At 67.8% G+C, this 19,837-nt stretch carries 17 protein-coding genes and 1 pseudogene; 10 read left to right on the forward strand and 8 right to left on the reverse strand.

All coding sequences use genetic code 11. The annotated features are described in order from the left end of the window. Positions 1 to 4 precede the first annotated feature (4 nt). On the reverse strand, positions 5 to 568 hold the full coding sequence (locus tag V9G19_RS17355; protein WP_462286675.1) for a single-stranded DNA-binding protein: 564 nt from the start codon (positions 566 to 568) through the stop codon (positions 5 to 7). Between the two features lie 180 nt (positions 569 to 748). Here V9G19_RS17355 and ettA point away from each other — a divergent pair, with 180 nt between their 5' ends. After that, on the forward strand, positions 749 to 2,431 hold the full coding sequence (gene ettA, locus V9G19_RS17360; protein WP_462286676.1) for an energy-dependent translational throttle protein EttA: 1,683 nt from the start codon (positions 749 to 751) through the stop codon (positions 2,429 to 2,431). A 117-nt stretch (positions 2,432 to 2,548) separates the two neighbouring features. Further along, positions 2,549 to 3,097: a Uma2 family endonuclease gene (locus V9G19_RS17365; RefSeq protein WP_462286677.1), complete on the forward strand. Its 549-nt coding sequence runs from the start codon at positions 2,549 to 2,551 to the stop codon at positions 3,095 to 3,097. A gap of 153 nt (positions 3,098 to 3,250) precedes the next feature. On the opposite strand, the pseudogene V9G19_RS17370 reads toward V9G19_RS17365, so the two are convergent. Next, a pseudogene (locus V9G19_RS17370) lies at positions 3,251 to 3,712 on the reverse strand (GNAT family N-acetyltransferase); the annotation flags it as partial. Between the two features lie 29 nt (positions 3,713 to 3,741). Between V9G19_RS17370 and V9G19_RS17375 the strand changes: the two are divergent. Then, the gene (locus tag V9G19_RS17375) at positions 3,742 to 4,437 is read left to right on the forward strand and encodes a hypothetical protein (RefSeq protein ID WP_462286678.1); all 696 of its coding nucleotides are present in this window, start codon (positions 3,742 to 3,744) and stop codon (positions 4,435 to 4,437) included. Between the two features lie 9 nt (positions 4,438 to 4,446). Here V9G19_RS17375 and V9G19_RS17380 read toward each other — a convergent pair whose 3' ends face one another. Both V9G19_RS17380 and V9G19_RS17385 read right to left on the reverse strand, forming a co-directional pair. Beyond that, a complete protein-coding gene (locus tag V9G19_RS17380; RefSeq protein ID WP_462286679.1) occupies positions 4,447 to 5,451 on the reverse strand; it encodes a TolB family protein in 1,005 nt (334 codons plus the stop codon). A gap of 166 nt (positions 5,452 to 5,617) precedes the next feature. Beyond that, a complete protein-coding gene (locus V9G19_RS17385; protein WP_462286680.1) occupies positions 5,618 to 6,259 on the reverse strand; it encodes a TetR family transcriptional regulator in 642 nt (213 codons plus the stop codon). Positions 6,260 to 6,376: 117 nt separating this feature from the next. On the opposite strand from V9G19_RS17385, the gene V9G19_RS17390 reads away from it, so the two are divergent. Together V9G19_RS17390 and V9G19_RS17395 are read left to right on the forward strand one after the other, a co-directional pair. Next, positions 6,377 to 7,522, forward strand: a complete 1,146-nt coding sequence (locus V9G19_RS17390; protein WP_462286681.1) for an acyl-CoA dehydrogenase family protein — start codon at positions 6,377 to 6,379, stop codon at positions 7,520 to 7,522. Beyond that, positions 7,519 to 8,277, forward strand: coding sequence for an SDR family oxidoreductase (locus V9G19_RS17395; RefSeq protein ID WP_462286682.1), 759 nt, complete (start codon positions 7,519 to 7,521; stop codon positions 8,275 to 8,277). The genes V9G19_RS17390 and V9G19_RS17395 overlap by 4 nt, the downstream gene beginning before the upstream one ends. 349 nt (positions 8,278 to 8,626) lie before the next feature. Here the strand turns inward: V9G19_RS17395 and V9G19_RS17400 are convergent, their stop codons facing one another. From V9G19_RS17400 to V9G19_RS17410, 3 genes are all read right to left on the reverse strand, one after another. Then, positions 8,627 to 9,733, reverse strand: a complete 1,107-nt coding sequence (locus V9G19_RS17400) for an IS110 family RNA-guided transposase (protein ID WP_462284535.1) — start codon at positions 9,731 to 9,733, stop codon at positions 8,627 to 8,629. A 482-nt stretch (positions 9,734 to 10,215) separates the two neighbouring features. Then, positions 10,216 to 11,112: a hypothetical protein gene (locus tag V9G19_RS17405; protein ID WP_462286683.1), complete on the reverse strand. Its 897-nt coding sequence runs from the start codon at positions 11,110 to 11,112 to the stop codon at positions 10,216 to 10,218. Positions 11,113 to 11,325: 213 nt separating this feature from the next. Further along, positions 11,326 to 12,081, reverse strand: a complete 756-nt coding sequence (locus V9G19_RS17410; protein WP_462286684.1) for an SDR family oxidoreductase — start codon at positions 12,079 to 12,081, stop codon at positions 11,326 to 11,328. A 69-nt stretch (positions 12,082 to 12,150) separates the two neighbouring features. On the opposite strand from V9G19_RS17410, the gene glgX reads away from it, so the two are divergent. Next, on the forward strand, positions 12,151 to 14,337 hold the full coding sequence (gene glgX, locus V9G19_RS17415) for a glycogen debranching protein GlgX (RefSeq protein ID WP_462286685.1): 2,187 nt from the start codon (positions 12,151 to 12,153) through the stop codon (positions 14,335 to 14,337). On the opposite strand, the gene V9G19_RS17420 is transcribed toward glgX, so the two are convergent. Then, positions 14,304 to 15,233 carry an acyl-CoA thioesterase gene (locus V9G19_RS17420; RefSeq protein WP_462286686.1) on the reverse strand — a complete coding sequence of 310 codons (930 nt, stop codon included), beginning with the start codon at positions 15,231 to 15,233 and terminating at the stop codon, positions 14,304 to 14,306. The genes glgX and V9G19_RS17420 overlap by 34 nt on opposite strands. A 31-nt stretch (positions 15,234 to 15,264) precedes the next feature. On the opposite strand from V9G19_RS17420, the gene V9G19_RS17425 reads away from it, so the two are divergent. From V9G19_RS17425 to V9G19_RS17440, 4 genes are all read left to right on the forward strand, one after another. Further along, positions 15,265 to 15,714: an acyl-CoA thioesterase gene (locus V9G19_RS17425; protein ID WP_462286687.1), complete on the forward strand. Its 450-nt coding sequence runs from the start codon at positions 15,265 to 15,267 to the stop codon at positions 15,712 to 15,714. Beyond that, entirely contained in the window at positions 15,711 to 17,222 is a 1,512-nt protein-coding gene (locus V9G19_RS17430) for an inositol monophosphatase family protein (RefSeq protein WP_462286688.1), read from the forward strand. The genes V9G19_RS17425 and V9G19_RS17430 overlap by 4 nt, the downstream gene beginning before the upstream one ends. Before the next feature lie 69 nt (positions 17,223 to 17,291). Further along, entirely contained in the window at positions 17,292 to 19,031 is a 1,740-nt protein-coding gene (locus tag V9G19_RS17435) for a glycoside hydrolase family 13 protein (protein ID WP_462286689.1), read from the forward strand. 2 nt (positions 19,032 to 19,033) lie between these two features. Continuing rightward, on the forward strand, positions 19,034 to 19,822 hold the full coding sequence (locus V9G19_RS17440) for a glycerophosphodiester phosphodiesterase (RefSeq protein ID WP_462286690.1): 789 nt from the start codon (positions 19,034 to 19,036) through the stop codon (positions 19,820 to 19,822). Positions 19,823 to 19,837 lie beyond the last annotated feature (15 nt).

Below are 19,837 nucleotides of genomic sequence, written 5' to 3' on the forward strand. Positions count from 1 at the left end.
CGACCTACACGACGGCGAGCCCGCGGCCCGGATCCCCAGTGGCGGCGCTGTCGGCGTCGGCGTCACCGAGTGCGTCGGCATCGGCGAAGGGGTCGAACTCGTGGTAGCCGTCCTCGTCGATCGGCTCGATGTCGGGAGCACCCCAGTCGTTCTCCCGCTCCCGGTTGACCGCCGGATCGCTCCACCGATCGCCCTCGATGACGACCTGCCGTGGCCCCTTGGTGTAGGTCGTGGTGCCCTGCACGAGATTGTGGCCGACGCTATATCCGTCGATCTCGATCGCCAGACCGGGTATGCCGTCCTTGCGGGTGAATTCCTTGACCCGCAGCTTGCCGTGGACGACAACCGGGTCGCCCTTCTTCAACGACGCCAGGACGTTCTGCGCGAGCCGGTTCCAGACCCGGATCTTGTAGAAGTTCGTATGGCTGTCGACGTAGCGGCCGTCGGCGTCGCGATACCGCTCGTTCGAGGCCATCCGGAAGGTCGCGAAGGGCGCCCCATTGGTTGCCGTGTGCCCCTCGGGTTGGGTCGACAGGTTGCCGGACACCGTCAGATAGGACTCGTTCATTCCCCCACCTCATCGTCGTGGATTCCCGGATGGGACCGTCCCAGCCGGGCCGCCTCCATCGTGGGCCGGTGGGCCGGATTTGGCCAGCATGACTTCTCGCGCCTGTGGAAAGCTGTCGGACCTCGCCCGGTCAGCCTGTGGATTTCGGTGCCACGGGGCGGCCCGACTAGCCTTGCGGTTATGCCTGAGTTCATCTATGTCTTCTCGCGCGCCCGCAAGGCGCACGGGGACAAGGTCATCCTCGACGACGTCACGCTGTCCTTCCTCCCCGGCGCCAAGATCGGGGTCGTCGGGCCCAACGGCGCCGGCAAGTCGACCGTCCTGAAGATCATGGCCGGGCTGGAGCAGGCATCCAACGGCGAGGCCCGGCTGACCCCCGGCTACAGCGTCGGCATCCTGATGCAGGAGCCGCAACTCGATGAGACCAAAACCGTTCTCGGCAACGTCGAGGAGGGTGCGGGGGAGATCAAGCAGGCCCTCGACCGCTACAACGAGATCTCCGAGCAGATGGCCGATCCCGACGCCGACGTCGACGCCCTCATGGCCGAGATGGGCCAGCTGCAGGAAAAGATTGACGCCGCCGACGCCTGGGATCTCGACTCCCAGCTCGAGCAGGCAATGGACGCGCTGCGCTGCCCGCCGCCGGACGCCGATGTGTCGGTCCTGTCCGGTGGCGAGAAGCGCCGGGTGGCGTTGTGCAAACTGCTGCTGCAAAAGCCCGACCTGCTGCTGCTCGACGAGCCGACCAACCATCTCGACGCCGAGTCCGTGCTCTGGCTGGAGCAGCACCTCGCGGCATACGCGGGCTGTGTCGTTGCCGTCACCCACGACCGCTACTTCATGGACAACGTCGCCGAGTGGATCCTCGAACTCGACCGCGGCCGCGCCTATCCCTACGAGGGCAACTACTCGACCTATCTGGAGAAGAAGCGCGCCCGCCTGGAGGTCCAGGGCCGCAAGGACGCCAAGCTCGCCAAGCGGCTCGCCGACGAATTGGAGTGGGTGCGCTCCAACGCCAAGGGCCGCCAGGCCAAGTCCAAGGCGCGACTGCAGCGGTATGAGGAGATGGCCGCCGAGGCCGAGCGGACCCGCAAGCTCGACTTCGAGGAGATCGCGATCCCACCGGGCCCGCGGCTGGGCTCCCAGGTCATCGAGGTCGCCAAGCTGCGCAAGGGATTCGGCGAGCGGGTGCTCATCGACAACCTCTCCTTCACCTTGCCCCGCAACGGCATCGTCGGAGTCATCGGTCCCAACGGCGTCGGCAAGACCACGCTGTTCAAGACGATCGTCGGGCTGGAGCAGCCCGACGCCGGCTTGGTCAAGGTCGGCAACACCGTGAAGATCTCGTATGTCGATCAGTCCCGCGCCGGCCTCGACCCCGGCAAGAACGTCTGGGAGGTGGTCTCCGACGGGCTCGACCACATCAAGGTCGGCAATGTCGAGATCCCGTCGCGCGCCTATGTCTCCCAGTTCGGCTTCAAGGGGCCCGACCAGCAAAAGCGCGCCGGCGTGCTCTCTGGTGGGGAGCGCAACCGGCTCAACCTCGCGCTGACCCTCAAACAGGGCGGCAACCTGCTGCTGCTCGACGAGCCGACCAACGACCTCGACGTCGAGACGCTCGGCTCACTCGAAAACGCGCTGCTCGACTTCCCCGGCTGCGCCGTCGTGATCTCCCACGACCGCTGGTTCCTCGACCGGGTCGCCACCCACCTGCTCGCCTACGAGGGCGACGAGGACGATCCGGCCAAGTGGTACTGGTTCGAGGGGAACTTCGAGGCCTACGAGAAGAACAAGGTCGAACGACTCGGCGAGGAGGCCGCCCGGCCGCACCGGGTTACCTATCGCAAGCTGACCCGCGACTGAGGAGTCCGACGTCCGCTCAGCGCCCCGGGGCGCAGGCGGCGGGCCACCCGAGGCCGCCCACTGTCGGGGCCTTCTGCCAGGCTGATGGGATGACACCGGACGGCAAGAGGAGGGACCATGACTGCTATGACCGCCTTACCCAGGAGCCGGCCGCTGACAGTTGCCGACCTGGAGAGCACGCCCGATGACGGGCACCGCTATGAACTTATCGACGGGGCCCTGATCGTGACCCCGGCACCGGTGACACGCCACCAGCGTGCTTCCTTCCGGCTTGGGGTTGCCCTGCTGCCGGGTCTGCCCGAGGGTTATGAGATCTTGCACGCCCCGTTCGATGTGGTATTGGCGCAGGACACCGTGCTTCAGCCGGATGTCGTCGTGGTGCGGGTTGCCGATCTGACTGAGCGCAATCTGCCGACCGCTCCGGTGCTCGCGGTCGAGATTCTTTCGCCGAGCACGCGGCGGATCGATCTGCTGCTGAAGCGCTCCCGGCTGGAGGCTGCCGGGTGCCCGTCGTATTGGGTTGTCGATCCGGATGTGCCGAGCATCATCGCCTGGGACTTGCGCGACGGCGGGTATGTCGAGGTGGGGTCCGCTGCGCAGGATGAGGCAGTGACTTATGAGCTTCCCTACCCGGTCACGATCCGCCCGGCCGACCTGATCGCCTGAGGGCTTCAGCCGCTGCCGGAGCCGAGCGCGGTCAGATCGAGCGTCATGAAGACGCTTCCGCGGCCGGCTCTCCCAGTCGGCGAACGGCCCGCACTCGACGAAACCGTGCCGGGCATACAACCGGCGTGCGGTCGCGAACGCCTCGGTGTCGCCCGTTTGCAGGCTGACCCGACGGTAGCCGCGCTCGCGGGCCTCGTCGAGCAGTTTGCGCAGCACGAAGGTCGCGACCCCCTGGCCGCGGTGCTCCATCGGGGTGCGCATCGAGGTGATCTCGCCATTGCCGTCGGGCAACTCCCGAAGCGTCCCGAGCCCCAGCAGCACGCCGTCGCGCCAGACGGTCCAACTGGTCTCGTCGGGATCGCCCATGTCTTCCATATTGAGCGCGTGATCGTCTTCTAGGAGGGAGTCGCCGCCGAGGCTGCGGTCCTGCGCCATGAGCTTTCCTAACCTCTGGCCGGACCCGGGGCCAATGTCCGGCCGCTGTGCCTCTAATCTACTCCGTTCTGCCCCAACCGGACCGAGAACTGTGACCCGGTCCATGCACAAGCGCACAATCCAGCCAGCCCCCCCAACCCGCTCGCCCCCTGCGGCGTCCCCTCCGGTAAGGCGCGGCATCCGGCCGCGCGCGGGCAGAGGAGAACATCATGGCCTTGAGGATCATGTCGGCCGCGGTGGCGGCGGCAGCGCTGGCGGCGGCCCCCGGGGCGGCCGCGTCGACTCCTGGGGAGACCCAACGAACCACGAATTCGGTGTGCAGCGAGGCGTTCGGGTCGGTCCAGCAGCTGCCGGCGGTGACCTACGGAAACCGGTTCATGGCCGCGGTCGGCCGCGCCGATGGGTTCGTCGCGGGGTGCTACGGCGACTTCGCGGTCATCCGTGTGCTGCGTGCGCAGGGGCTGACCGGGACCCGGTGGACCTGGGTGTCGAGCCAGTCCGGCTTCGGCTACACCTACAGCACCTACCGGGACGGCTCGGGGCGTCAGGTCGAGATCGCGATCCTGCTCGGCGATCGCGAGCCGGGCGGCTGGCACGCCGTGGACGCCGTCCGCGCCCAGGGTTCGCGCGGCGATCTGTCGCGGTATGCCGACCGCTTGCTGCAGGCCTGGCGTGCCGGTGACGCGGCCGCCGTGCGGTCGCTGGCCTGCCCGGGCGCGGCGGCGGCCCTGCTCGGCAGCGACGCGGCGGACCGTGGCTGGCGCCCGGAAGCCGTCCGTTTCGACCAGGGCGAGACCTGGGTGGAGTATGCCGATCCGGCCGGCACGCCGCTGTCCTTCCGCCTCATCCCGCCCGCCGCGCTCGCCGGCACGTCCCACGCGGTCGTCCAGGTGCTGCTCCCGTGACGCCGAGGCTCAGCGGGCGCGCCAGTCCATCGGGATCAGTCGCGCCGTCTCGCTCCCACTGGCGAGGACCCGCGCGCCGGTTCCGTCCGGTTTGATCGTCACGAGTTCGTATCGTGGGGGATCGGGGTAGGGCCAGTGCGACCGGTACGCCGCAATCAGGGCGCCATTGGGCGACCAGACCGGGTAGTCGTACGACTTGTCGGCCGGGTCCGTGATCTGGGTCATCGTGCCGGCTTCTCGGTCGAACACGCTGAGGAAGGGGTCTGGGTTCTCCTGGATCGAGTCAAAGGACGAGAACACGATCTTCTTGCCGTCCGGCCGGAAGTCGATCTCGCCCATGTTGGCGACGTGCGCGGAGGTGTGCAGTCGCCGTCCGCGCAGCCCGACAATGTCGATAGTGGAGGTGTAGTTGGGTTCGTCGAGGCAGCTGTGGGCGACAGCCAGACTGTCACCCAGTGGTGACCAGGTCGGGCTGTCGAAGCGCCCCGTCGGCCATGCGGCCGTGCAATAGATGTGCGGGTCGTCGTACGGCACGGAGAGGATCTCGGTGACGGGCGCCTCGGCTCGGGGCGCCAGGTAGCCCAGATACTGGCGCCGTTCGCCAAAGTCATAGCCTAGGAACGCGATCTTGCTGCCGTCGCGCGAGAAGGACGGAAAGCCCTCGTTGACGGTTGGCGTGTTGGTGAGCCGGGCCACGCGGGTGCCATCGGCGCGCATCAGGTAGAGGTCGCCCACGTCAGGATTGGCCGTCTCCGACTTGGCGAACACGATTCGACGACCGTCGGGCGAGAACGCCGCAGACAGGATATCGCCGGTCCTGGTCAACCGGCGCTTGTTGCGGCCGGAACTATCGAAGAGATAAAGGTCGCCCAGATACGTCTCGGTGGAGCCGATGTTGACGAGCAGGTCGCCGTTGCCGATCGGCGCATTCGATGGTGCCTGCGGTGCCAACGCGGTGGTCGGTGTCACCGAGGCGGCGGCGAGCGCCGCGCCGGCGGCGAGCGCGAGCAGCATACGGCGGCGGGCTTGCGGGCGATGGTGGGTGCGGTTCATGATGCCTCCCCAAAAGAGCGGCCGGAAGGCGCCTTTGGCGGCCCTCCCCGGGCCTGGGATCCACGCTAGGCAGGTATGCCGCACCTGTCGATGGGGCGATCACCCCATGGCCGCCGGGCCAGCCGGGTCAGCGGCCACCCACGAGCCGCAACGCGAGCGCCGCGTTGGTTGCGCCAATCTCCTCCGGGCGGCGCCGGATGCCTGGCTGGTACCAGCGGGCGACGTCGACGCACAAGGACAACAGCGCGAGCACGGTCGAGGGCACGTCGGGCACGTCGAACTCGCCCGCCGCCACCCCCCGGGTCAGCACATCGTGCACGACCGCGTTGATCTCCTTGCGCAAGCCCATGACGACTTCCTGGTGCTCGTGCGTCAGGTGCCCGAACTCGTACTGCACGATCCGGCCCACGCGGAACTGCTCGGCGTGCCAACGGGAGAAGTTCGACACGATGGACAGCACCGCTTGGGTGGGGCCCGAGGCCGTCTGCACCGCCTCGACCAGCATGTCGCGAGCGGCCGTGTGTCCCCTTTCACAGAGCGCGAAGAGCAGCTCCTCCTTGGAGGCAAAGTGGACATAGACCCCGGCGGGGGACAGGCCCGCACGACCGGCGATGTCACGTGTTGTCGTGCCGTGGAAACCCCTGTCCGAGAACGCATCTGCAGCGGCTTCCAGGAGGCGCAGGGCGGTGCCGGTCACTCCCTCGGTGAGGGGGATCGCGGGCACGTCATAGGTGCGCACGCGGCCTGCGGACCGGGGCGCCTCGCTCATACGACAAATATGCCGCACCTGGGCCGGTGACGGTGGCTGGGCCCGTCGATTAAACTAAGCAAGCGCTTAGACACCCCGCTGTCGGCTGCCTGGTCACCTTCAACAAGGAGCGTTGTCATGCCCCGCAACATCTATGGCCCGGACCACGAGGCCTTCCGCGAGTCGTGTCGTGAGTTCGTTGAGCGCACGCTCAAGCCACGTGCCGAGGAAATGATCAAAGACAAGGTCATCGCCCGCGACATCTGGCTCGAGGCGGGCAAGCAGGGCTTCCTCGGACTCGACATCCCGGAGGAGTATGGCGGGGCCGGGATCGACGACTACCGGTTCAACGCCGTCTTCGCCGAGGAGATCGCCGGCTTCACCGCCGCCGCGGCGTCGTGCTTCGGCATCCACGGTGACATCTGCGCGCCCTATATCGTCCACCTGGGCACCGAGGAGCAGAAGCAGCGGTGGCTGCCGCCGATCGCCTCCGGCGAGAAGATCATCGCGATCGGGATGACCGAGCCCTCCGGTGGCTCCGACCTGGCGGCGCTGAAGACGACGGCCGTGCGCGAAGGCGACAACTGGATCGTCAACGGGTCCAAGACCTTCATCACCAACGGCCACCAGTGCGACCTGGCGATCATTGCCGCCCGGACCGATCCGGCCAAGGGGGCCAAGGGCATCTCGCTGTTCGTCCTCGAGGCCGACATGCCCGGGTTCACCAAGGGCAACAAGCTCGACAAGGTCGGCCAGCCCGAGTCCGACACCTCCGAACTGTTCTTCGACAACGTCCGGGTTCCGGCCGAGAACCTGCTCGGTCCCGAGGGCATGGGCTTCATCGAGATGATGAAGCACCTGCCCCAGGAGCGCATCGGCGCCGCCGCCGGCAACATCGGCAACGCCAAGCAGATTCTCCTGGAGACGATCGAGTACACCAAGCAGCGCAAGGCGTTCGGGCAGCCGATCGGGACCTTCCAGCACAACAAGTTCAAGATCGCCGAACTGGTGACGATGGTCGAGGTCAGCGAGGCCTATATCGACGACTGCGTCGCGGCGCACGCGGAGCACAAACTCTCCCCGGTCGACGCGGCCAAGGCGAAGTGGTGGTCCTCGCACATCCAGTGCCAGGTCCTCGATGAGTGCGTGCAGCTGCACGGCGGCTATGGGTTCATGAACGAATACCGCGTCGCCCGTGCGTGGCGGGACGCCCGAGTGCACAAGATCTGGGCCGGCTCCAACGAGATCATGAAGGAACTCATCGGCCGGGACCTCGGCCTGTGACCGGATCCCTCGACGGCTCGGTGGCGATCGTCACCGGCGCCTCGCGAGGCATCGGGCTCGGGATCGCCGAGCGGTTGGTTGCCGATGGCGCGCGCGTCGTGATCACGGCGCGCAAGCCGGAGGCGCTGGACGCCGCGGTCGCCCAGCTCGGCGGACCGGACTTTGCACTCGCGGTCTCCGGGAACGCCGCCGACCCCGAGCACCAAGAGGCCGCCCTGGAGGCGGCGCACGCGGCATACGGGCACGTCGATCTGCTGGTCAACAACACCGGGATCAACCCGGTCTATGGCCCGATCATCGACACCCCCATCGACGCGGCCCGCAAGATCATGGAGACCAATGTGCTGGCCGCGCTGTCGTGGACCCAGCAGGCGGTCGCGGCCGGCCTGGGGCGCGAGCGACCCGGCGCGATCGTCAACGTCGCCTCGGTCGCCGGCCTGGGCGCCACCGGGGTCATCGGGATGTATGGCGTGAGCAAGGCCGCGTTGATCGGCCTCACCCGCGAGCTGGCCTACCAGCTCGGCCCGTCGATCCGGGTCAACGCGGTCGCCCCGGCCGTTGTCAAAACCGCCTTCGCCGAGGCGCTGTATGCCGGCAAGGAGGAGCAGGTCACCGCCCCCTATCCGCTCAAGCGGCTGGGCGTCCCCGAGGACATCGCCGGCGCCGTCGCCTTCCTGCTCTCGCCCGCAGCCGGTTGGATCACCGGCCAGACCCTCGTCGTCGACGGCGGCGTCACGCTCGCCTGCGGCATCTAACGGCCGCCGAGGAGTTGCCCCTTCCCGCCGAGGAACTTCTGCTGATATGTAGGGCCCGTTTGTCAAGTGGCAGGGTGAAGCGGGGTCCTCTCTGGCCGGAGGGGACCCCGCTTCGTCGTTCATCGGAAAGTGGTGGCCGGGAGACAGCGTGTCAATCGACGCGCGGTCAGTCTGATATACGCGGGTTGGTTACCGCAGGGCCCTGGTTTCGGCTGGAGAGTCTCGGCTGGTCTAGGGTCGAGCGTCGCCCCGGCAAGGCTCGGGGTTACTCATAGCAGGTTCGCTGGTTCTCTCCTCGCGCTGCTGCCCGGACACCAGGGGTGTTCCGTGAACGAGGCGTGGTGTGCGGTTAGGTGTCCATGGTGGCCAAAGACCAGCACCAGCCGGCCAGTTCGCGGGCGATGGCGGTGTTGGCGACGGTGTGCCGTTTCTTGTGTGCGGTCATCCGCTGCCAGGACCGGTGCAGCCGCCGGTTGCCGGCGTCACCGCGTTCAGCGGCCACGGCCGGTGCCAGCGCCCACCGTTGCTGCATGGTTTTCCCGGGGGTGTAGGCCTTCTTGTGGTGCCAGGCGGCCTCGATCAGCAGCCGCCGGGCGTGGCTGTTGCCGGTCTTGGTGATCCCTCCTTGGACCCGGCTGGCGCCGGAGGACGACTCGGACGGCACCAGCCCGAGGTAGGAGCCGATCGAGGACCCGGTCAACCGGTGCCAGTCCCCGATCTCCACCGCTAACGCGAACCCCGTCAGTGTCGAGATCCCCCGCAGGCACCCCAACCGTCGGGTGATCGCGGTGTACTCGCTGTCCGCGGCCAACGCCAGGATCTGCTCATCGAGCCGGTCGCGGCGGGCCAGGAGCTGGGTGACCGCGGTGTAGCCATCATCGAACGCGGCCCGTGTCCCCACGCCGTCAGCCCCCAGCTCGTGCGTGCCGATCCGGCGCAGCCACCGGTCATGGCCACCGGTCCAGGCCTTGCCCTGCAGGTAGACATAGCCGTGCCGCAGCAACAACTTCGACAGCTGGTGGCGGGCGCTCATCAACGCCGCCCGGACATCCTCGCGGGCCCGGACCAGATCCCGGGCCGATTCCTGCGCCGGCGTCGGGATGGTCACCGCGACGATGTCGTCATTGCGGGCCAACCGCGCCAACAACATCGCATCCCGCCGGTCGGTCTTAACCCGCTCCCCGCTCGGACGCAACAACTTCGACGGAGCCGCCACCTGCGTGCGGTGACCAGCGGCTAGCAACCCCCGCGCCAGGCCATACCCGGTCGGGCCCGCCTCATAGGTCACCAGCACCGGACCATGCTGCCGCGTCAGATCCGTGACGAACCCGACCACATCCACGGTCCGCGGCCAGACCACCCGCTCGATCACCTCACCGGTCCTCGTGTCGATCGCGGCCGCCCGCACCGACCGGGCGTGGACATCCAACCCAAGACTTGTACGCTCGGTAAACACCGGAGCCTCCTATCCATCGGCCACCAGCCAGCCCTTCTGGCCAGGTGATCCCCGAGTTGTGGCATACGCGAGGCTCCGGCCACAACCCCCACAAGATCATCCACTCACCGGACCCGGGCCAAACCTGCCAACGCGCCAGAGGAGTCAACGTGGAGCACGCGCAGCGCAGCGAGCATGAACGACGTTGACACCGACAAGCGATGGCAGACAATCACCCGCGCCGGCGAATGGAACCTTGCCGAGACCGAACACCCGGAACACTCGCCAACCCCCATAGGGTCTAGCAGACCTTCCTTGCTCACCAATAGCTTGCTGCTCGGTGAGACCTTGACTAACTTGCGCTGAGTGGGAAGTGGAGGGCCCTAGGTCGCCCGCCGGCGTGCGCTGGCCATGGCGCGGGCGAGGTCGCGGGCTTGTTCGACCTTGAAGCGGACGACGTGCGGGTTGAACAGGTCGGACCAGACGATCCGGGCAAAGGCATACTACCCCTGGGCCCGGATGCCGTCCTCCCGGGTCTTCTCGCGCGACAGTTGCAGCCGCACCGCCGCGGGGTTGGGCGCGCGGTCCATCCCGCCATACTTCTCCAGGCCATCGAACTCGATCGCGACCTGCTCATCGATGAGTTCGAAGTCCACTTTGCGGATGACGCCGTTCACTGTGTGCGGCACCTGGGCTCGAAAGCTGTAGCCGAGGGCTCGCAGGCTCAGGGCGAGCAGGGTCTCGGCCACGGATTCGTGGTCGCCATTGCGGTGCTGGAGAACGGTTTTGACCCGGTGGATGCCCGGATGGTTGCGGAAGAGGGCGAGCGCGACGTTCACGGCCTCGGTCGTGACGATCCCGTCATGGAGGAGCCCGTCGACGGCGACGAGACTCACCACCGGGTCGGGCGCCCGGTCAGCGTGCTCGATGAGCCCCACCTGGATGGCGGCTAACAGCGGATGCACGGTGATCAGCCCCGACGGCGAGGTCACCGGAGGGAAGTCGGCAGAAACGAGCTTTGGATGGATCACCGCTTGGTCTCGGTGGCGGCTGAACACGGTGGCCATCCGGGCGACATGCGCCGTGGCGAAGTCGACGCCGTGGAGCCGTCCGCCGTTGAGCAGGAGCGAGCTGTGGTGGCTCGCGATGACGCGACCCTCAAAGGAGCGCACCAGGGCGGAGATCAGCAAGGTATGGCAATTGCACTGGGTCTCCCATGGAGTTCGTCCCTCCCACGGTGGGGGGTCCACGCCCGGCGGGCAGACGGCATACCACCCGCGGATCATGCGGCGCAGGGTGCACTGACGACACAGTCGAACGATGTCGGACGGGCTCAAGCCCAGCGCCGTGGCATCGCGAGTCGCAATCACTCCGTGCACGGCCAGATCGTGGATCTCCATGCGCACAGCGTGCCCTGGCGCACCGTGCGGTGGGAGGCGAACGAAACCGCCTGTGGACAACGTCCGCGCCTGGATCCGGCGGGCTGTGGACGAGTGGTGTCCGGCGAGGCAGGCCCGACCTAGCGCAGGTTGGTCGACCTCCCGATACGCAGCAAGGTATTGAGGCGCGAGGAACGTTTGCTAGCAGAAGTTCCTCGCGGCGCGCCGGGAGGGCTAATCGAGGGGACCGCCGGCGACGTAGATGACCTGGCCGGAGACGTAGCCGGCCTCCTCGCTGCACAGGAACGAGATGGTCGCGGCGATGTCGTCGGGCTGTCCGACACGCGCGACCGGGATCTGGGCGGCCGAGTGCGCGATGAAGTCCGCCATGCTGATCCCCATGCGCTCGGCGGTCGCGGCCGTCATCTCGGTTTGGATGAACCCAGGTGCGACCGCGTTCGCGGTGACGCCGAACTTGCCCAACTCGATCGCCAGGGTCTTGGTGAACCCCTGCAGGCCGGCCTTGGCGGCGGAGTAGTTGGCCTGGCCGCGGTTGCCCTGGGCCGAGGAGGAGGAGAGATTGACGATCCGGCCGAACTTCTCCTTGGTCATGAACGCCTGGCAGGCCTTGGTCATCAGGAAGGCGCCACGCAGGTGAACGGCCATGACGGCGTCCCAGTCGGCTTCGGTCATCTTGAAGATGAGGTTGTCGCGGATGATGCCGGCGTTGTTGATCAGGATGACCGGCGCGCCGAGTTCCTCGGCCACTCGGGCGATTGCGGTCTCGACCTGGGCGCCATCGCCGACGTCCGCTCCCACGGCCAGCGCCCGGCCGCCCGCGTCTTCGATCGCGGACACAGTTGCTGCGCAGGAGGATTCGTCCAGGTCAACAACTGCCACGGCATTCCCATCCGCGGCGAGTCGACGGGCGGTAGCTGCCCCGATTCCACGGGCGGCTCCGGTGACGACGGCGACCTTGGTATTGCTCACGGTTGTTCTCTCCTGCCGGGTGTGGGTTAGGTTTGGGCACGCTGCTTGCCACCTTAGCGAGGGGACCGAATGGATGTCTGGCCGGGTCGGCCCTATCCCTTGGGCGCGACCTACGACGGCTCCGGCGTCAACTTCGCGGTGTTCTCCGAGGTGGCATCGGCCGTCGAACTGTGTCTGATCCACGACGACGGCAGCGAACGCCGAATCGTCTTGCCCGAGGTCGATGGGTTCGTCTGGCATGCCTATCTGCCCGGGCTGCAGCCAGGCCAGCGCTATGGCTTCCGGGTCCACGGACCCTATGACCCCGCCAACGGCCACCGCTGCGACCCCGAAAAGCTCCTGTTGGACCCCTATGCGCGCGCCATCGACGGGGTGATGGAGGGGGATCCGTCGCTGTTCAGCTACCCGATGACCGACGCCAACCGCGGCACGACCGGGGAGCGAAACGGCCTCGACAGCCTCGGCCACACGCTGCTGTCGGTCATCGTCAACCCCTTCTTCGACTGGGATCAAGACCGCGCTCCCCGGCACGAGTATCACGAGAGCGTCATCTATGAGGCGCACGTCAAGGGCCTGACCAAACTGCACCCCGATGTCCCGGAGGAACTGCGCGGCACGTATGCCGGGATGGCCCACCCCGCGATCATCGAACACCTCGTCGAGCTCGGCGTGACCGCTGTCGAGCTGATGCCCGTGCATCAGTTCGTGCACGACTTCCACCTGCTCGATCGCGGCCTGACCAACTACTGGGGATACAACACGATCGGCTTCTTCGCCCCCCACAACGGCTATGCCGCCTACGGCACCCGCGGTGAGCAGGTGTTGGAGTTCAAGGCGATGGTCAAGGCGCTGCACGAGGCCGACATCGAGGTTATCCTCGACGTCGTCTACAACCACACCGCCGAGGGCAACCACCTCGGTCCCACGCTGGCTTTCCGCGGCATCGACAACAGCGCCTATTATCGGCTCGTCACGAGCAATCTGTCGCACTACTACGACACAACTGGCACCGGAAACTCCCTGCTGATGCGCAACCCCCATGTGCTGCAACTGATCATGGACTCGTTGCGCTATTGGGTCACCGAAATGCACGTCGACGGATTCCGCTTCGACCTAGCGGCGACGCTGGCCCGGCAGTTCCACGAGGTCGATCGGCTCTCTGCCTTTTTTGACCTGGTCCAGCAGGACCCGATCGTCAGCCAGGTCAAGCTGATCGCCGAGCCGTGGGACATCGGCGAGGGCGGCTATCAGGTCGGCAACTTCCCACCGCTGTGGACCGAATGGAACGGCAAGTTCCGTGACACCGTGCGTGACTTCTGGCGCGGCGAGGCCTCCACGATCGGGGAGTTCGCCTCCCGCCTGACCGGCAGCTCCGACCTTTACGAACACTCCGGGCGCAAGCCGATCGCTTCGATCAACTTCGTCGTCGCCCATGACGGGTTCACGATGAACGATCTGGTCTCCTACAACGAGAAGCACAATGACGCCAACGGGGAGCACAACCGCGACGGCGAGAGCCACAACCGGTCGTGGAACTGCGGCGTCGAGGGTCCCACCGAGGACGCCGGGATCATCGCCTTGCGGTCGCGTCAGCACAAGAACCTCCTGACGACTCTCCTGCTGTCCCAAGGTGTCCCGATGATCGCGCACGGTGACGAGATCGGCCGCACCCAACGGGGCAACAACAACGCATATTGTCAGGACAACCCGATCACCTGGATCAATTGGGAGCTGACCGATCACCAGTCCGACTTGCTCGACTTCACCCGGCGCCTGGTCCAGGTGCGACGGGAGAACCCGGTCTTCCGGAGGCGCCGGTTCTTTGCCGGGAGCGCCGACCACGGCGGTGAGAGCACGGTGCACGACATTTGCTGGTTCACCCCTGCCGGCCACGAAATGAGCGAGCAGGACTGGCGCAATGGGTATGCCCGCTCGCTGATGGTCTTCCTCAACGGCCAAGCGATCCCCGAGCCCGACCGTCGCGGCCAGCGCATCCGCGGGGACAGCTTCTTGATGATCTTCAATGGACACTTCGAAGCGCTCGACTTCGCCCTGCCGCGCAAGGAATTCGGCGCTTCCTGGGTTGTGGAGATCGATACGGCCGCGACCTCGGTGAGCAAGCGGATGCGCCGAGCGAGTTCGATCCTGCGCGCGGAAGCCAGGAGCGTCGTGCTACTGCGTGGCCCCGCCGACCGGGGCCTGACCCCGCCGCGCGGCTCGGCTCACTCGCCCTTGACGCGGACCATTCCCTCCTGAGCGACGCTCGCGACGAGCGCCCCGTCCCGGGCAAACATCTGCCCGCGACCCAATCCGCGCCCGCCCGAAGCGGAGGGGGAGTGTTCGGCATACAGCAACCAATCGTCCATGCGCGCCGGCCGGTGGAACCACATCGCGTGGTCGAGGCTGGCGACGCGCAGCCGGGGATCGTCCCAACCGAGCCGGTGCCGTCGCAGCACCACCTCCAGGAGCGTGTAGTCCGAGGCGAACGCCAAGACCGCCGCATTGATCAGGTCGTCGTCGGGGAGCGCCGTGACGGCTCGCAGCCACACATGCTGACTCGCGGCAGCGACGGCGGGCGGCGGGCCGAAGAGATGGCCCTCGACGTGTCGCAGGTCGATCAGGCGGCGGCGCCGAGCCAGCGCCTTGGGGCCTTCGAGGCTGCCATAGGCCTCCGCCAGGGGCGGTAGCTGCTCCGGGGCCGGGACGTCCGGCATCGGGTCCTGATGAGCCAGCCCGTCGGCGGGCTCTTGGAAGGAGGTGGTCATCGACAAGATCGCCTTGCCGTGTTGCAGCGCGTGAACTCGGCGAACGGAGAAGGAACTGCCGTCGCGAAGGTCCTCGACGGCGAAGCGGATCGGCAGCGCGGAGTCACCCGGTCGCACGAAGTAGGCGTGCAGACTGTGGATTCGACGGGCGGGGGCGACCTCGGCGACCGTGCGTCCGGCCGCCATCACGCACTGCGCCAGCACCTGCCCGCCGAAGACTCGCTCGTGCGGCGTGCGCTGGCTCTCACCGGAAAAGACGCGCATCCCGCGCTCACTCGGGCCGTCGGCGTCCTCGCTCGTGCCGGAGACCGCAAGCCGGGCCACGCCCACCTCGTCGAGGTCGAGCAGGCGCAACAGCCCATGCACGGATTCCTCGGCCTGCGTCATGTCGCCAGCCTATGAGGTCAAATAGGGGACTATGAGTCACACCCCTCACAGCGTCGACGTCGCCCTGCGGTGGAGCGACATGGACGCCTACGGCCACGTCAACAACGTCCAGTATCTGCGCCTGCTCGAAGACGCCCGCATCGTCGCTGTCGCGGACTGGCTCGGTGAGGGTGATCGCCTGCTCAAGGCCGGCCTCATCGTCAGCCGCCATGAGATCGAATACCTCGCGGCGCTGACCTTCCGCCATGCGCCGGTGCGGGTGGACATCTGGCCGACCCGCGTCACCGCGGCGAGTTTCGACCTGGCCTACGAGGTCCGCGACCCGGCCGAGGTGGGGGAGCAGTTGTATGCCCGCGCGGAGTCCACGCTCGTCGCCTACGACCTGGAGGCGGCCCGTCCCCGCCGACTCTCGGCCCACGAGCGGGCCCGGCTGCAGGACCTGGCTGGCGAGCCGGTTGCCTTCCGGTGGCGGCCACGATGAGCGAGATCATCCTTGCCGATGAAGAGACCTGCGCGGACCTGCACACGTATGCCGCCCGGATCCGCCACCTCGACGCCGACGCGGCCGTGCGGTTGCACGCCGACGGGCACGTGCTCGCCGTCTACGGCGGGGTCCTTCCTGGTCGCGGCCTCACCGGGAGCGGGGCCGTGCTCGGACTGCGCGTCCTCGCCCTCGCCGAGCCCGCCGATGTCGACGTCACGGTTCCGGTGGCCGCCGTCCTCGACCGCCTCGCCCGTGCCGCGGCCGACACCGACCGGCCCAGGCTGGTGATCCCGCCGGTGTCGGCGTTCGTGTCATGGGCGGGAATCTCCCCGCCGCGGGCCGGCTGGACGCCGGTGACGACCCTCGACGGCAGCGCCGTGATCGCCGCGGCAACCGCGGGCATCGCCGAGGTGGCGGGCGCCGGCAGCGGCCTGGCGGCTTCGGTGGAGGCCCACCGGGCGCGGGTCTGGTCTCAGCCGCTGAGCGAGGGGCTGAGCGCCCCCGCAGGGCTCGCGTTCGCGGCATACGGGCTGGGGTTTGTCCGCGGCGACGAGCAAGCATGGCTGCTGCAGGCGGGAGCGTGGTGGCGCCTGACGACCCAGGCGGGCCATTGCCTGGCCCGCGGCCGACCCGGTCAGCCGGCAGCGATTAAGGTCGAGAACATGTCCATCCAGCCACCGGCCCTGCCGACCTCTGCCGAGTGGCTGGAGGCACTCGCCGCCTTGCCCGGGGTGGACGACGACCTGGTTCTCGCCGAGCAGCTCGTCCGCCGCGGCGCCGAGATCGGGACCGTGCTGCGCCGCGGACGGCTCGAACGCAACCGCAAGACATCGATCTCCGATTTTGTCACCGCTGCCGACACCGCTGCCGAGGAAGACATCGCCGCGGCGCTGACCCTGCTGCGCCCAGCGGACGGGCAGCTGGGCGAGGAAGGAGCGGCGCGTGAGTCCACCTCCGGGCGGACCTGGATCATTGACCCGATCGACGGAACCTACAACTTCGCCTCGGGCCTGACCAACTGGTGTAGCGCGATCGCCCTGCGCGGCAACGATGAATCGGTGATCGGCGCGGTCCGACAGGAGACGACGGGGGAGACGTGGCTGGGCCGAGTCGGCGGGGACGGCAGCGGTGACGCCTGGCTCAACGGTGACCGACTCGCGCCGCTCCCGGACCAGCCGCTCACCGACGTCTCGCTGGCGACCTATCTGCACCCGACCCGGATCGCCGACCCCGATGTGCTGCAGCCGTGGCTCGCCGCCTGTAGCGAACCGGCAACCGTCCGGGTGCTTGGCTCCGGCTCGTGCGACCTGGCTGGGGTCGCGTCCGGCCGGCTGGGAGCCTTCCTGCAGCATTCGACCGCGGACTGGGATTGGTATCCGGGGACCGCCCTGGTCCGGGCGGTTGGCGGGCGGGTGCGGGTCGTCCACCACCGCGGCTTCCGCTGGCACCTGGCCGGTGGCGCCGCGGTCGTCGACCGGCTCGAAGAGCTCGTGACGGGCGCGTGAACCCGTGGGCCGCGAACCGCGTGCGGCGAAGCGGGTGCGATCACCTTCGGTGTGGTGGGATAGGTCCTCATGACCCTGTCCCTCCCCGTGCTTGCCACGCTCGACGCGACGTCCCTTCCGGGCACCGTCGTGCACCGGCACGATCCGGCGGAGGATGCGTGGTGGCGGCAGGCGGTGACCTATCAGATCTACCCGCGCTCGTTCGCCGACTCCACGGGCAACGGCATCGGCGACCTCCCGGGCGCACGCGCCAAATTGCCCTATCTCGTCGAACTCGGCGTGGACGCCGTGTGGTTCTCGCCGTTCTATCTCTCTCCCCAAGCCGACGGCGGATATGACGTCGCCGACTACCGCGCCGTCGACCCGCTGTTCGGGTCCCTCGCCGACTTCGAGGGACTGCTCGCGGACGCAACCGCTTTGGGGCTGAAGGTCATCATCGATCTCGTGCCAAACCACACCTCCGACGAGCATCCCTGGTTTCAGGCGGCCCTCGCCGGGGGCCCAGGCTGCCCGGAGCGGGAGCGCTACCTCTTCCGCGACGGCTTGGGTGCCGGGGGCGAGCTGCCACCGAACAATTGGCTGTCGGTCTTCGGCGGTCGTGGGTGGACCAGGGTGACCGAGCCGGACGGAACACCGGGACAGTGGTATCTCCACCTATTCGACGTCAAGCAACCCGACCTGAACTGGCAGCACCCGCAGGTCCGTGCCGAGTTTCTCGACATCATCGACTTCTGGATCCGCCGTGGCGTCGCCGGCTTCCGGGTGGACGTCGCACACGGCCTTGTCAAGAACCCGGCGCTACCGGACTGGGATGGCCCGCAGGAACTCCTCGGCCCCGACGACAAGCAACCGACCAATGCGGCGCCCATGTGGGATCAGGACGGCGTCCACGAGATCTACTCCGCCTGGCGAGCCCGGCTGGACGGCTACGGCGAGCCCGATCGGATCATCTGTGCGGAGGGCTGGGTCGACCCGCCGGAGCGGGCTGTGCGCTATATCCGGCGGGACGAATTCCACCAGGCGTTCAACTTTGACTTTTTGGAATGCCCTTGGCGCGCAGCGGATTTGCGTGAGGTCGTCAAGAAATCGTGGTCGATGTGCGATTTTGTGGGAGCACCGACCACGTGGGTGCTCAACAACCACGACGTCGTCCGCTCGGTGAGCCGCCTGGGGTTGCCGATCGGCGAGGGACGGCCCAATGGCATCGGCTCCGACGACACGCAGCCCGACGTCGTCCTCGGCCGACGGCGAGCCCGCGCCGCGACCGTGCTCATGCTGGGCCTGGCCGGCGCGGCATACCTCTATCAAGGCGAAGAACTGGGGTTGCCCGAGGTCACCGACGTGCCCGACGAGCTGCGCGAGGATCCCGTGTTCCTGCGGACCGACAAGCGCGAGATCGGCCGAGATGGTTGCCGGGTGCCGCTGCCGTGGGTCCATGACGCACCGGGCCTCGGTTTTGGTCCCACCGAGGCGACCTGGTTGCCGCAACCGGCTGAGTTCGCGAAGCTCGCCGTCGACGTCCAACAGGGCGCTGCCGGCTCGACGTTGGAGCTCTATCGGACGCTATTGCGGCTGCGGCGCGAGCGTCAGTTGGGTTTGGGTTCACTTGCCGAGGTCGACGGTCTCGGCGAGCACGTGGTGGCCTATCTCAACTCGGGCAAGGACGGGGCTCACCCCACCCTGATCGTCCTCAACCTTGGCCACGAACCGGTCGAGCTGCCTGCGGTCGGGTCCGTCCTCGTCTCTTCGGATGCCGTGGCGGGCACGACGCTCCCGGGCGACACGGCCGCGTGGTTGACAGTGGGCTAGCCGTGCGCGCGAGCGACTTCCCCTTCTTTGACCTCACCGGACCGGTGGGCCTCGCCCACCGCGGTGGCGCCTATTTCCGCCCAAACATGGGTCGGGAGAACACGATTGCCGCCTTCCGCAAAGCGGTGGACATGGGCTACCGATACATCGAGACCGATGTGAGGGCAACCTCGGACGGCGAGCTTGTCACTTTCCACGACGATCGGCTGGAGCGGGTCACCGACGGGCGCGGCCTGCTGCGCGAGCACACCTACGAGCAGATCCAACGGGCCCGCACCGTCGCCGACGACACGATTCCGCTGCTCGACGACGTGCTGGAGGAGTTCCCGGACACGAGGTTCAACATCGACTGCAAGTCCGACCTCGCGATCGAGCCGCTCGTCACGGTGATCCGTCGCCACCGGGCCATCCCGCGGGTCTGTATCGCCGCCTTCTCGGGCAAGCGTCTGGCCGCCATCCGCAAGGAGCTGGGGCCGACCTTGGCGACGGCCACCGGGGCGCCGGGGGTGGCCGGTCTTCGCCTGGCGCCGCTCACCCTCTCGCGGCTGCTGCGGTCGGCTGCGCCGGTGCTGCAGATCCCGGTGCAGCACGACGTGCGCGGCGCCACGATCACGCTCGTGACGCCGCGACTCGTGCGCCGAGCGCACGCACTCGGCAAGCAGGTGTTCGCCTGGACGATCGACGACCCTGCCGAGATGGGCCGGTTGCTCGATATCGGCGTCGACGGGATCATCTCGGACCGGATCGATGTCCTGCGAGACGTCTTCGCCGCGCGGAATCTGCCGGTGTAAGGCGCCGCGGTCGCG

Source organism: Nostocoides sp. (assembly GCF_037045025.1).
Lineage (GTDB): Bacteria > Actinomycetota > Actinomycetes > Actinomycetales > Dermatophilaceae > Nostocoides_A.

What these genes read in the sequence shown, in the direction of transcription:
- V9G19_RS17385 (WP_462286680.1), bottom strand. Translation starts at nt 6,259, where the DNA reads ATGAGCGAGGCGCCCCGGTCCGCAGGCCGCGTGCGCACCTATGACGTG.
- V9G19_RS17375 (WP_462286678.1), top strand. Translation starts at nt 3,742, where the DNA reads ATGGCCTTGAGGATCATGTCGGCCGCGGTGGCGGCGGCAGCGCTGGCG.
- V9G19_RS17430 (WP_462286688.1), top strand. Translation starts at nt 15,711, where the DNA reads ATGAGCGAGATCATCCTTGCCGATGAAGAGACCTGCGCGGACCTGCAC.
- V9G19_RS17380 (WP_462286679.1), bottom strand. Translation starts at nt 5,451, where the DNA reads ATGCTGCTCGCGCTCGCCGCCGGCGCGGCGCTCGCCGCCGCCTCGGTG.
- ettA (WP_462286676.1), top strand. Translation starts at nt 749, where the DNA reads ATGCCTGAGTTCATCTATGTCTTCTCGCGCGCCCGCAAGGCGCACGGG.
- V9G19_RS17365 (WP_462286677.1), top strand. Translation starts at nt 2,549, where the DNA reads ATGACTGCTATGACCGCCTTACCCAGGAGCCGGCCGCTGACAGTTGCC.
- V9G19_RS17355 (WP_462286675.1), bottom strand. Translation starts at nt 568, where the DNA reads ATGAACGAGTCCTATCTGACGGTGTCCGGCAACCTGTCGACCCAACCC.
- glgX (WP_462286685.1), top strand. Translation starts at nt 12,151, where the DNA reads ATGGATGTCTGGCCGGGTCGGCCCTATCCCTTGGGCGCGACCTACGAC.
- V9G19_RS17435 (WP_462286689.1), top strand. Translation starts at nt 17,292, where the DNA reads ATGACCCTGTCCCTCCCCGTGCTTGCCACGCTCGACGCGACGTCCCTT.
- V9G19_RS17405 (WP_462286683.1), bottom strand. Translation starts at nt 11,112, where the DNA reads ATGGAGATCCACGATCTGGCCGTGCACGGAGTGATTGCGACTCGCGAT.
- V9G19_RS17420 (WP_462286686.1), bottom strand. Translation starts at nt 15,233, where the DNA reads ATGACGCAGGCCGAGGAATCCGTGCATGGGCTGTTGCGCCTGCTCGAC.
- V9G19_RS17425 (WP_462286687.1), top strand. Translation starts at nt 15,265, where the DNA reads ATGAGTCACACCCCTCACAGCGTCGACGTCGCCCTGCGGTGGAGCGAC.
- V9G19_RS17390 (WP_462286681.1), top strand. Translation starts at nt 6,377, where the DNA reads ATGCCCCGCAACATCTATGGCCCGGACCACGAGGCCTTCCGCGAGTCG.